Annotated in this window: 7 protein-coding genes; 6 read left to right on the top strand and 1 reads right to left on the bottom strand. The window is 48.9% G+C overall.

Annotation, left to right across the window (positions count from 1 at the left end; genetic code table 11):
- The first annotated feature begins 32 nt into the window (after window positions 1-32).
- The 4 genes from MHI06_RS27450 to MHI06_RS27435 all read left to right on the top strand — a co-directional run bounded on the left by MHI06_RS27450 (window position 33) and on the right by MHI06_RS27435 (window position 6592).
- Window positions 33-413 carry a phasin family protein gene (locus MHI06_RS27450; RefSeq protein WP_062836874.1) on the top strand — a complete coding sequence of 127 codons (381 nt, stop codon included), beginning with the start codon at window positions 33-35 and terminating at the stop codon, window positions 411-413.
- Window positions 414-2084, top strand: a complete 1671-nt coding sequence (locus tag MHI06_RS27445) for an AarF/ABC1/UbiB kinase family protein (protein ID WP_340387893.1) — start codon at window positions 414-416, stop codon at window positions 2082-2084.
- A gap of 518 nt (window positions 2085-2602) precedes the next feature.
- Entirely contained in the window at window positions 2603-4054 is a 1452-nt protein-coding gene (locus tag MHI06_RS27440; RefSeq protein WP_340399708.1) for a SulP family inorganic anion transporter, read from the top strand.
- Between the two features lie 933 nt (window positions 4055-4987).
- Entirely contained in the window at window positions 4988-6592 is a 1605-nt protein-coding gene (locus MHI06_RS27435; protein ID WP_340399707.1) for a DEAD/DEAH box helicase, read from the top strand.
- Window positions 6593-7083: 491 nt separating this feature from the next.
- Here MHI06_RS27435 and MHI06_RS27430 read toward each other — a convergent pair whose 3' ends face one another.
- Window positions 7084-8016: a hypothetical protein gene (locus MHI06_RS27430; RefSeq protein WP_340399706.1), complete on the bottom strand. Its 933-nt coding sequence runs from the start codon at window positions 8014-8016 to the stop codon at window positions 7084-7086.
- A 408-nt stretch (window positions 8017-8424) separates the two neighbouring features.
- On the opposite strand from MHI06_RS27430, the gene MHI06_RS27425 reads away from it, so the two are divergent.
- A complete protein-coding gene (locus MHI06_RS27425) occupies window positions 8425-10218 on the top strand; it encodes a VWA domain-containing protein (RefSeq protein ID WP_340399705.1) in 1794 nt (597 codons plus the stop codon).
- A gap of 258 nt (window positions 10219-10476) precedes the next feature.
- Window positions 10477-13866 (top strand): tubulin-like doman-containing protein, encoded by a 3390-nt coding sequence (locus MHI06_RS27420; protein WP_100528326.1) that lies wholly within the window; start codon window positions 10477-10479, stop codon window positions 13864-13866.

The raw sequence follows: 13866 nt of genomic DNA, 5'->3' as shown, positions 1-13866 counted from the left end.
TATAGAGATCAACGAAGAGGAGGATGACAAAAATGAGCGATTTGTTCAAAAAGGCGATCTCGTTAGGGCTTGGTCTTACTGTCGTAAGCAAAGAAAAAATTGAGAAAACCGTGGATGATTTGGTCAAGCGCGGGGAACTTGCGCCTGGTGAATCCAAAGCGTTGGTTGAACGCCTGTTGGAACGGGGCGATGAAGAGCAAGGACAGCTCAAGCGGGTGATTCAGGAACAGGTTAAACGAGTGCTTCAGGAAGCTGGTGTAGCATCAGAAAGTGATGTAACCAGTCTGGAACAGCGCGTTGCCGTCCTGGAGAAAAAACTTGCCGAACTGGGCCACTCACCACAGCTTCAACCTGATGAATCCCCGGCTCCACTTGAAGTTCCTCCTCCTCTCAAAGGAAACGAGATCGAGTAGATGGCAGTGCGAATCAAACATGTCGGCAGATACCGTGAAATTGCCATGGCGCTAGTGCGTCATGGCTTCGGTTATATGGTCGAGGAGTTGGGCTTGTTCCAGCTGCTGGCTCTGCCCAGACGGTGGATGTCGCGTGAAGCACACACCACCAAAACGTTGAGTGAACGCATCAGGCTTGTGCTGCAGGAGCTGGGGCCAGCTTTCGTCAAGCTGGGGCAACTCGCAAGCACAAGGGCAGATCTATTGCCTGAGTCTGTCATTCGCGAGCTGGTGAAGTTGCAAGATCAGGTCCCGCCTTTCTCTTCCGAGACGGCACGGGGTATTTTGGAACAGGAATTGGATACACCGCTGGAGGAGATCTTTTCCCGGTTCGAGGATACCCCTGTAGCTGCGGCCAGCATTGGACAGGTGCATCTGGGCAAACTTCAAAGCGGTGAATCGGTAGCCATCAAGATTCAGCGGCCAGGCATATCGCGTATTGTGCAGCGTGACCTGGACATCTTGCGTGAGCTGACAGCCATGGCGGAGAAGCGCTGGGATTGGGTGAAACAATATCAGATTCCGCAAATGGTAGAAGAATACGCTCAGGCGTTGATGGCCGAGCTGGATTATACGGTCGAAGGCCGGAATACGGAAAAGATTGCACAGCAATATCAACAGGACAACAAGGTCAAAATCCCGACAATTTACTGGGACCAGACTTCATCACGTGTACTCACTATGGAGTATATCGAAGGTATCAAGCTCAATGATCGTGAAGAACTGGTCAGACGCGGTCATGATCTGAACAATATTGCCGAGCGGCTGGTGGATTCATTATTAAATCAGATTTTTATTCAGGGTTTCTTTCACGCTGACCCACATCCGGGCAATCTGATGGTATTGAAGGATGGACGTCTTGCTTTTATAGACTTCGGTATGGTGGGCAGTCTGAGCGACGAGATGAAACAACAGCTCGCTTCACTTATTATTGGGTTAATGCGCAAAGATACGGACAGTATGATCCGGGCGATTGAGAAATTGGGCATGATGCCAGATGACATGGACCTGCGTGGTCTTCATGTGGATTTGGACAAGTTACGTACCAAATATTACGATATTCCCTTTTCCAAGATTAGTGTGGGTCAGGCGTTGAATGACTTGTTCGGCGTAGCTCAGAGGCACCGGGTTGTCATGCCTGCTGATATTCTGCTGCTAGGTAAGTCTTTACTAACGATGGAAGGTGTAATCGAACATCTTGATCCTTCCCTGAGCATTGTAGATATGGCTGAACCCTTTGGCCGGAAGCTGATCAAGGAACGTTTTAGTGCCGGAAGAATCAAGAATCGGTTGTTCCGCAGTGCCGCCGATATGGCCGAGAGTGTCATTGGTCTGCCAGGGCAGTTAAGGCAATTATCATCCATTATTAGCAAAGGCAAGCTGAGGCTGGAGATTAGTGTCCCTGAACTGGACGCACTCATGCGTAGAATGGACCAGATCAGTAATCGGCTGTCCTTCAGTATCGTGTTACTTGCCTTTTGTATCATTATGGTGGGCTTGATTATCGGTTCGTCGATCAGTCATCAGTCCACGATGCTGTGGGATATTCCGGTCATTGAGATTGGTTTCCTGGTGGCGATTCTGATGGTGGCTTTCCTGCTCTATTCGATATTCAAATCGGGAAGGTTCTAGCAACGGCATTACATCACAAGAATACCCGTAAAGAGACTTTCTTCAAAGGATCTTTGCGGGTTATTTTTTGTGAATAGAGAATTGGTGAGTAAATTATAGAAAGATTAAGATAATAGAAGAAAAGGTTCTGTTTTTTCGCCTTAACTGTATTAGTACATATCCGGTCCTGTGACTATAATAATAGGTCAGTACATTAACGGACCCGGTTTTTCTGAGAGGGGAAAACCTATTGGCATCAGGATCAGCTCCTGATGTCGCACGAGTAAGACAACTGAGGCAGTAATGGAACACCAGCGGTACACACTGGAACGGAAAAGACATGAGTGCATATTAACCCTTCAAAGCAATATGGATGGTAAATAATGATGCAACTCAGGGATGAGCATAGGTGAATGACGCGGAGAGGAATCCGTTGTTTTGTGCTGTCCTGGGTAGATGGTTAGTGTGAACGGCTTCAGTTACTGTTCAGCGGGATTGTCCATTATAAGGAATACACATAGGAGGAACGGCAAGAACATATGAATACTTTAAAACAACAATGGTTTGGCAACATTCGCGGAGACGTGCTGGCAGGCATTACGGTAGCGCTGGCGTTAATTCCGGAAGCCATTGCGTTCTCCATCATTGCGGGTGTTGATCCGATGGTCGGATTATACGCTTCGATTACGATTGCGATTGTGATCTCGATTGCTGGTGGAAGACCAGGCATGATCTCGGCGGCAACCGGTGCCATGGCGGTACTGATGGTTGGACTCGTCAAGGATTATGGCGTGGAATATCTTTTTGCGGCGACGATTTTGACGGGCATTATCCAGTTTCTACTGGGCATATTTAAGGTTGGACGGTTTATTACGTTTGTGCCTCATTCGGTACTGACCGGATTCGTGAATGCACTGGCTATCCTGATCTTTATGGCGCAGTTAACCCACTTCACGGGAGCGAACTGGATTATGTATGCGATGGTGGCGGGCACGCTGGCGATCGTCTATATTTTGCCTCGGTTTTTCAAAGGCATACCAGCTCCACTGATTGCAATCGTTGTAATGACGATTATTACCTTGGTGTTCCATCTCGACGTAAGAACAGTCGGCGACATGGGGAATATAACGAGTACTCTGCCGATGTTCCACTTGCCGAATATTGCATGGACTTGGGACACGCTGATGATTCTGCTGCCATATTCATTCACCATGGCACTGGTTGGTTTGCTGGAATCCCTGCTGACCGCAACCATCGTGGATGAAATGACGGAGACCAAGAGCAGCAAGAACCGTGAAGTGCGTGGTCAGGGTATCGCGAATTTTGTGAACGGCTTGTTTGGCGGCATGGGCGGCTGTGCGATGATTGGGCAGTCGGTCATTAATGTGAAGTCTGGCGGACGTGGAAGATTATCTACGTTTACTGCGGGTGCGTTTCTCGCGATCCTGTTGCTGCTGTTTAGCGGTGTGGTGAAACAGGTACCGATGGGTGCGCTCGTCGGTGTGATGTTTATGGTGTGTATCGGAACATTCGACTGGAGTTCCATCAAAAATATTGCTCGCGTGCCGCGCGCGGAAGCCTTTGTCATGATCGTGACGGTGGCGATTGTGGTCTATACTCACGATCTGTCGATCGGGGTCATGGTCGGCGTTGTGCTCAGTGTGCTGCATTTTGGCTGGAAACAGACCAAGATCCGTGTACAGGCGAGCCAGGAGCAAGGGCAGAAGGTATATCGGGTTCACGGACCATTCTTCTTTGGCTCTTCGTCACGATTCGTGGATGAGTTCGATGCAGAGGCCGATCCGAAGGAGATCACGATTGATTTCGGAGGGTCACATATCTGGGACAATACTGCGGTTGTGGCTATTGGCAAAGTGAAGTTCAAATACGCGAAGCTTGGTAAAACCGTGCACCTACGAGGGTTGAACGAAGAGAGCACTCGCATTCTTGAACGGAGTGGATTTGCTACAGCGGGCGGGCACGGTTCATAACTTGTTCGGACGAAGGTGCAAGTCGAAATGTGGTTATGCAGACAAGGTGAAAAATTAAAGTGAGCGGACATTAGACATCCCTATGTAGTAGACAACATAAAAAGATACTTTTTAATCAGCGGCGCACTTTTTCCCTAATGTAAATCGGGGAGAGGGCGTCGTTGTTTTTATTAGAGAATGTGGTGTGTACAGCGAAGAAGAAGGAATAGTAGTAGTTCTAGTGGCAGTTCTAATGGAAGTAGTGGTACTTCTAGTAGAAGTATAGGTAGTGTTGATTATTTTTGGTTGTTGTTCCTAGTTCTAGTGTTTGTAGTAGATGTTCTGGTTCTGATAGATGTGTTATTGCTGTAGCTGATGTTATTTTGTTGAAGCTTGTGTCCTTCAGTGTGTATAAACTCTAACGAACCTGGCACGTCTTATATGAGGTTATTTGATGTTTTCGTTATTCTAACGAATCTCAAACATCATATTTTGCTATTATCGCCAATACTGAAGCTGTTTACCGTGTATTTACGGATAATAAGGTGGATGGAGTTCGTTAGAAATTACAAACCGCTCTAATCGACGGAATAAGGTGTCCTCGGTTCGTTAGAAATTAGTAGTCGAGGGAGTTTGTTTCATCTTGAGAGTTAAAAGGTAGCTCCGATAGTTACTCTCAAAACCATCCTCAAACTCACTTGCTCGATACATGTCACGCGGATCTTGGAATTTTGTGCTACAAGTTAGGGGTGTAACGCTGTATCCCCTTTTGTTTTGCTTGACTAACGTGTAAACTACAGGGTATGGAGAAGAAGAGCAACGAGTGGATTGCTTTTTAAAAAATTCATTTCATAATCATGGTTGATATAAGGAAAACTAGTCTTGATGGCAGATACTGATACTAAGGTCATTATGAAATGGACTTATCTAAATGAATATACAGAGGTGTAACGATTGGCAAACTTTGAACAACTGGGCATTCGCCCGGAATGGTGTGAGATCCTGAAACATCAGGGCATCACCGTGCCGACTCCGGTACAGGAGCGTTCGATTCCGGTACTACTGGGTGGACGCGATATTATTGCCGAGGCACAGACAGGCACAGGGAAAACGCTGGCTTTTTTGCTGCCGATTATTCAGAAAATTAACGTATCCGACCGTTCCCCGCAAGCGCTGATTATCGCGCCTACGCGTGAGCTTGCGCTGCAAATTACGGAAGAAGCGAAGAAGCTTACTGCTAACGACGATAAACTGCACGTGCTTGCCGTATACGGTGGGCAGGATGTGGACAAGCAACTGCGTAAATTGCAGAACGGTACCCAGATCGTTATTGGTACACCGGGTCGTCTGCTGGATCACCTGCGTCGGGGCACGTTGAAGCTTGATAATGTGAAAAAACTGGTGCTGGATGAAGCCGACCAAATGCTGCACATGGGCTTCCTGGACGATGTGGAGACGATTCTTAGCGAGCTTCCACATAAACGTCAGACAATGCTGTTCTCAGCAACGATGCCAAAGGGCATTCGCAACCTGGCGAAGACCTACATGAAAGATCCGGAAGATGTAAAAGTGTCTTCCCAATCTGTTATCCCGATCAAACAGATTCGCCAGCAGGTGCTGGAATGTACGGATCGCGGTAAGCTCGAAGCGCTTCGCGGCATGATTGATACGTATCGCCCATACTTGGCGATTATTTTCTGCCGGACCAAGCGTCGTGCATCCAAGCTGAACCAAGATCTGCGTGAAGCAGGTTATGCAAGTGATGAACTTCATGGAGATCTGTCCCAATCCAAGCGTGAGAACGTAATGAAAGCGTTCCGCGATGCCAAACTGCAAGTACTCGTTGCTACAGATGTAGCTGCACGTGGACTTGATGTTGAAGGCGTAACGCATGTATTTAACTACGATATGCCGCATGATGCGGAAAGTTATATCCACCGGATCGGTCGTACGGGCCGTGCAGGCGGTACAGGTCTTGCTGTAACGTTTGCAACAGAGCACGACAGACCAGAACTTGCACGTATTGAACAAGGTATCGACCAGAAGCTGTCCCGCATCCAGTGGACGAGCGAAGGTCCAATTGCTTCAACTGGAGCAGCTAGACGTTCCATCAACAGTCAGGGTGATGACGAACGTTCAGGCGGACGTTCTTCCGGAACAGGCAGTGCCCGTCGCGGTGCAGGCCGTAACGATCGCAGAGACGGCGGACGTGGGGGTCGTGGTTCCCGCGGCGGTGAAGGTGGACGCAGTGAAGGCGGCCGCAGTGGTGGTCGTAGCGGTGGCCGCAGTAGCGACAGCAGTCGCGGAGCAGCAAGCCAAGGTGGACGCGGTGCGGGTCGCAGTGGCGACGAGCGCAGCGCAGGTCGTGGTTCCGCGCGCAGCAGCGACAGCAGTCGCGGTGCAGCGGGCCAAGGCGGCCGCGCAGCTAGCAGCGGCTGGGCTGGCCGTAGTGCCGACAAGCGCACCTCCGGGCGCAGCAGCGAAGGCTCTCGCCGTCCGGAATCCGCAGGACGCGGACCGGCGAAGGGCGACCGTCGCGATTCTCGTCGCGGACGGTAAAGCCTTGGCGCAAGCGGCGATGCAGCCGCAATTGCGCAGGCACCATGCCATGCCACAGTGATTGGCATGGCACATATGAGAGGGTTCGGGTACAGATGTACCGAACCCTCAGATCAAGGGTCGCGACGGAACCATGTCGCGGCCCTTTTTCAACAGGACAGATCATTATTTTCGCTTATTCTTTTTGTCATCTGCGAGTGCCTGTTTGCGCGCCTGCTTGATTCATGGAAGATGCCATTTAGGTATTCCCCATCTAGTTTTTCCTTTTTTTCGTGTACTGCGTATAGCACGTGGCAGACTGCCATAAAATTCAAAACACCTCATCCTAGACCTAAGGATGGGGTGTTTTTGGATCAATTCTTATATCATTAGAAGCATAACCTTCGATCCGTGGTGCGGACGTGCATGCAGGGGTGGATGAAATTGCAGTCGTCTATATACACGGAGTGAGTTTGCACTAAACTACGTTTTTCTTTCTCAATATATCATCCCTACACATGAACATCTGCGTATTGATCTCGATATTTCTCGTTGTACACCCGGCCTACCGACTCTGCCAGTCCCCCACGTGCCTTGCTCGGATAGCGTTCAATCGTGTGATAGAGCCGCATGAATCGATCCTTGGGCATAAAGCGGGCGTAGCGGGTAATAAGACTAGGGAATAACTCAATATATTTGCTCTTGCGCACGGCAGCTGCAGCTACGGCTGTAAGAATCTGAATCCCGTTGTGTAGCTGTAAAATGTTCACTTCATAGGTAGCGATATAACGAATCGCATCTTCACGGATCAAATCCGGCTTAAGCCGTGCGATCTCACCGATATATTCAGCGAGCAGCCGCTCAAAACTGCTCAGCAGCAAGGGCTTGAGCTGCAGATCCATATCACTGCGCAGGACAAAGGATTGTAACAGCGCAACCTGTTGCAGTCGAATCCGGTCATTGTAGACGAGTGAGCCGATCTCGCGGAGCATCTCATAGGCAAGTGCTTCATCCTGCTTTCGAGCTTCGGCGACCAGAGCCCAGTTGCGGTTAATACCCTGGCGGATGAGTTCCTCATCCTGTTGCAATGTTCGCTTCAACTCGCGCTGCTGCTCTACCTCGAACGAACGTTTCTGCATGAAGATCATTAAGGCCAGAAGCAGCAGGGAAACGCTGGCTGCCGCCATGGTCTGATCTATGGTCTCACCAAAATAGGTAGCAGCTGCACCGAACAATATCGTAATGAACAGGTCGCGTGCAATCCGGCGTTTGACACGGGAAGTCGCCTTCGCTTGAACGGAATTTAGGGTACCCCGGCCACAGGCCGTGCACTCCTCTTCCCATAGGCAGGTATACTGTCCACAACGTGAGCAGACTTGCAACTTTTCATAGGCATAGGTCGTTCGATGAAATGGTCGTATGGATACAACTAGTTTAGTACTCATGCTCAATCACGCTCACCATTCAGAATAGTGTAGAGGGTACGATCCGTGTCTTCGCGGGAGACCGGTTTCCGCCGATGAAGCTGGAGTGCAAAACCCTTTATCATGACAAAAAGAAACAATATGGCGAGGCATCCGTATGTAACCATAATCCGTTCCCTTCTATAGCTTGGTAAACAAGCGCTGTTATATTGCAGTTTGCTGGCAATAACTATATCATATTTCCATAGTTGGTACTTTTGTTCCAGTTCAAGGTGTGAAATCGTCGATTTTTGTCAGTCATTACAAAACTGTAACTCAAGATAGGGGTGCTTTTCAGAATTTATTAGTAGACTGTTAAGATTTCCTTAAGGCTTGACGCCTATAATAAACTATTCCCATTTTAATCTCAAACGTGAAGGAGTACACCTAATGCTGCGGACACGCAAAATACGCTGGCTCAGCGGAACGATGGTTCTACTGGCAATTCTAACGCTACTGCTACCTCAAGCGTTGCTGCCACAAGCTGCAGCGGCTCAGGCACAGACAAGCGGAATCGATGCGGTACTTGTAGCCGATGTAAGTAACTCGATGAATACAAGTGACCGTGACAAGATCAGTAATGAAGCCATGAAAATGTTTATTGATATGCTGCCGGTCCAGGGGGACAAGGTAGGGATTGTCGCTTATACCGATCAGGTGGAGCGGGAAAAGGCTATGCTGGAGATTCAGTCCGATGCGGACAAGAGCAGTCTGAAAGATTTTATTGATCAGCTCGGCCGGGGGCCATATACCGATGTCTCAGTTGGTGTAGCCGAAGCCGTCAACATACTGAATCATGGTGCAGACCCATCCCACTCGCCAATGATCGTGCTGCTGGCGGATGGGAACAATGACTTTAACAAAACCAAAGGCCGTACACAGGCACAATCCGATGCTGATCTGGCAAAAGCCGTGAAGGAAGCACAGGATCAGGGTATTCCGGTGTATACGATTGGATTGAACGCCGATGGCAAGCTGAACAAGAATGCACTCGCAGACCTGGCCCAGCAGACCGGAGGCAAGTCATTCATTACCGATACGCCGGATGATCTGCCACAGATTCTGAGTGAGATCTTCGCCGATCATGCCAAACTGAATGTGGTGAAGCTGCCCTCTGTAACGGGAAACGGCAGTTATCAGGAAGTTACCGTGAATGTACCGAATGACAGTGTATTGGAAGCAAACATTTCGATCATGTCTTCGAAGCCGGTGGAAGTGCAATTGACGGACCCTTCCGGACAAGCCGTGGACCTGAACTCGGATGCAGCCAAGCTCTCGACGTCGAAGAGTTATTCACTCGTGAAGCTGTTGAAACCCCAAGAAGGAGACTGGAAACTTCGGGTAAAAGGGGCTCCGAAAGACAGCATCGATATCAACCTGTTGTTCAACTATGATCTTCAGCTCGTTGTGGACCCAATTAAGACCAAGTCCTATGCCAAAGGGGACAAGGTTGATCTTGCAGCCAAACTGGAGAATGGCGGTCAGCCACTCCAGGATAATGATCTGTATACAGATATGAAGGCCACGCTGGTTGTGAAAGATGTAGATACAGGTAAAAGCGAGGAACAACCGCTGGAAAACACAGGTTCTGGTTTTGCCGGAACGTTTGAAGTACCAGACAATCATAATTATGAATTGGTCATCCGTGCGGAAGAAGACAGCTTCTACCGTGAAAGTGCGCCAATCACGATCAACGCGAGCGGAGCAGCTGGAAGTGGATCTCAGCCGACAACGTCAGGCGGTGAACAGGACAAGCCGTTTCCTTGGTTACCTGTGATCCTGGGTGTTATAGCCCTGATTGTGGTCGGTGTTGGTGCCTGGTTCCTGATGGGTTGGCTGAAACAAAAAAACAGAGGATTTGTAGGCCAGATGGTTGTGGAGATTCGTGATGAGAACACAGGAGACAAGTCATATCCGCAATATAAAAAGCTGGTATCCTTCCGCGGCAGATTCCATCTGCATCAATTGTTGCAACTGGACCCTGAGCTGAAGGAAACCGAAAAATACGTATTTACGCCCAGCAATGGGGATCGAATTATAATCCGTAACACCGCAGGCGGTACGCTCGAGAAATCCGGTCGTGCAGTCGATGCAAGCTCAGGCGTTGAACTGAAGAACGGTGACCGACTGAGCATCCCGCTGCAACAGGCGGACAAAACGATTTTGATTGAATATCTGGTGTGAAGGATTATTTGATTTAAGTTGATTGTTTAGTTTAAAAGGATGCCAATAAAATTTGGGACCAACTGTTTACACGAGAACGCAGAGGACAGAAATAACGTGAAGAAGCGGAAGCGTTCGCCTTTATCCCCGGATTTTCACTTTGTAAAAGTGAATTGAAAAAATCTGGGGATAACAGCGATCGGAATGTTATTCTGTCATCGGAGTGGCAAGTGTAATGAAGTTGCAGTTCCAACTTTGTTAATCAAAGGAGGACATGGAATGAAACCGATTGTTAGAGAACATATTCAGCAACTGGATGTATCACTTGGCGGAGGTATTGTCAGTGAGAAAATCAGAGTTGATACGATTGATAACCCCATTCTGATCATTGGTCTGGGAGGAACGGGAATTGATGCGTTGCTGCGCCTTAAATATCAGATCAACCGTCGTTTCAAGCTGCCACAGGACCCGGTATCCAAGAAAAAAATGGACAAGCCGGACAATGTGGAGTTTCTGGCTTTTGAGACGAACGAACAGGATCGTGCCAAAAAGTATAAAGGGATCGGACTTGATCCGATTAATGAATTCGTGCTGCTGTCCAATGCCGAGATCGGCGGACTTCTTCAAAACCGCAGCGTGCTCGAACCGTATATTACGGACTGGCTGTCTCCGGAACTGAGTATCACGGACGGTATGAACGGCGCCGCAGGTGTACGTCAGGCTGGACGTCTGCTCCTGTTCACGAAGATTAATCAAGTCGTGCAGGCCATCGACAAAAAGATCAAAACCTTATCTGTAGGCACCAACAAAAAACTGATGGTGTTCCTGCTGACAGGTCTGTCCGGCGGTACAGGCAGCGGCTGTTTCCTCGATATTTCCTATATCGTGCGCGGCATTATCGAACGGGATCACGGCTCTGCCGGGATTGACCGCGTCAATACGCTGGGATATCTGTTCACGCCAGACGTGAATCTGTCCAATAAAAGCTTGAGCGAACACACGCGTGAATACATTCGCAAGAACGGATATGCAGCGCTCAAAGAGCTGGATTACTGGATGAACGTGGATAGCCGCGGTGAGCGATTTACACAGAAGTACGGCAATATTTTAACAGTCAACTCACCACTGCCGCCATTTAACCTGTGTCACCTGATCTCTGCGACCAATACCGAAGGCAAGCTGCTAGAGAACGCGTACGACTATTGCATGAACGTCACGGCCGAGAACATTACCAACTTCATGGCAAGTGAGGAGAAGCAGTCGGGTGAGGAGTTTGCGATCCATGACTATATCAGCAACATTCGCACCAACATTGCACAGATGAACAAGGTGTACCCGGCTAACTATGATTACAACATCATCGGTGCCTCTTCAGCTGTACTGCCAATTGAAGAGATGACAACGTATCTGGCGTATCGCATGTTCGACAAAATGAACACCATGTTCTCCAAAGCGCCAAACCAGGAGGATACCGAGAAGTTTGCCCGCAAGCTGGGCATTGATCTCGAAAGTGTGGTCAAGTCCTTTGAAGCCCGCGTGCCTGAGCCGCTGCCTGGTTATCAGAACAGCGAGCGTTTATCCTATGGCAACGTGGTGAAATCACAGGTTGTGAATATGGATACCGAACTGGAGCAGAACTTCCTGGCTCGTGCTCGTGAAGAATATATCAAGGCGAAGAAACAACTGCCGGGCGAGATTGCCGGTCAGTTCACCGAACAGATCCGGCGTATGTTTTTGCATCCCGAACAAGGTCCGTTTTATGTCTCTCGTCTGATTTATACGGAAAAAGGTTTCTGTGTACTGAAGATGATTCAGTCGTACATCGAAACGCTGCGTGAGAATGCCTTCCGCATTCCACGTGATATTGAAGCAGCTCAGGAGCAGTCCGAAGAGAAGCTGGGCGATGCGAAGAGTGCTTTTGTCTCCAAAGAGAAGAAAAAGAATGCTTATATTGAAGCAAAAATTCATGAGTACTGGCTGCACGCCGACGTGGAACGCAACGATCAGATGATCGAGTTCTATGAAGATCTGTATGAGTTGCTGAACCAGGAAAACAGCCGCATTTATAACGTATTTACCGAAACGCTGAATGCCCTTAGCTCGATATTCACGAAGAACGGTGATCTGCTGACACGCGGCGAAGAACAAGCCGATCACAAAGGCAACAAAACATATTACTGGAACGTCGTAAGTGTACCGGATATCGTCAGTGTGGTGGACGGGCTGTTGGATAAGCGTGATACAGATGATCTAATCCGTGACTTCTCTCGTGAATTGCTGGAAAACTCCAGCCAGTGGGTGAAAGAAAACGAGATTGATATCGTCAGCTCCATCTCCGACTTCCTGAGTGAGAAATTCGGTGATCTGATTACCCGTTCCATGGAAGATTTCCTGGTGATCAAATACGGTCAGGATGAGTCAGTCGAGAAATTCGTGGAACGTTTCATTGCTGGCAAGTTGGATGATGAGGCTGTTCCGGTGTTCAATCTGAGCAACAGTACAGGCAGTCTGCATTTCCCTTCATGGGGATTTGTATCGGTACCGGCACAGGCGCCAGGCATTCTGAAAGGGATTCGCAATTATCAGAACAATGCGGTAGGCAAGTCTCATTTTACCGTCAAGGAAAGTGAAGTGCGTAACCGGATTTTCTGGCTGAACACCCGCAACGGCGTACCGCTCTTTGTGTATACTCCGCTCAAGGTATATGAGGAAAGTTATGAACGTACCATTTTGGACAAAGAAGGCATTGGTCGTCACTTGGTACAAACGGAGAAAAATAACTGGACCTATCTGCCGTCTCCGATTCCAGAGAAATCATGGGGAGATGTGTACGAGAACGCCCGCGTGAAGCAATATAACGCCCGTGTTCGTAATGAATTCGAGCAGGCGCTTGGATACAACATTGTGACAGCCAAATCGATTGATGAGAATACAAGCAACCGGTATGCGATTGTGACAACAGAAGCGTTTGATCTGTCTGCCAAACTGGGAGCCTACGACATGCGTCTGACGTCCACCACGCCGAACCTCGGCGAAGTGAAGCGGGCGGTGATTGAGCTGAAACGTCTGCAATCCGAAGGGTTGCCACGTGTAGGAGTTAAGGATATTTTCGGCAGTATTAATGAAGATATGGCCAAAGAAAACCTGGTACGCTCCCCGCAGTTGATCGCACGTGTACGAGAGGAACTGGCAAAGATGAATGCCATCTCGGCCAAAGTCGCAGAACTCGAAGGCATTCTTGCCCAGTACCAAGACGAAGAGCAGTGGTATGACCGCTTCATCGAAGCGTTATATACCGACACCATCGTCAAAAAAGGTGCGCTCTACGTCTATGACCGTGACCCGGAAGAAGACGCATGGGAGCCGTTCGCAAACTTGATGAAGAGCCGTAACTTTGCCGAGTATGAAGTGTTTGGCAACTTCCGCGGTCTGGCAGAGAAGGATCGCAGTACATTGCTGCGCAAAGCCTCCCGCCGCGATAACGATCTTACAGCTTCTGAGGATATCACCCCACTGCTGACAAAGCTGGATGATCTGGCTGCGCTGTTCATGGAATCGCGCGATCGTCTCGAATACGAGCGGGTAGAACTGGCTAACGGAGAAGACATCTATCAGTTCTACAGAACGATGTCGTCCAAGCTGAACGACATTCGCAGAAGGCTGAAGTAA

This window comes from Paenibacillus sp. FSL H8-0079 (genome assembly GCF_037991315.1).
GTDB lineage: Bacteria > Bacillota > Bacilli > Paenibacillales > Paenibacillaceae > Paenibacillus.
The sequence above is the reverse complement of the archived record's forward strand: the minus strand, read 5'-3'. Positions and strand labels throughout refer to the sequence as shown.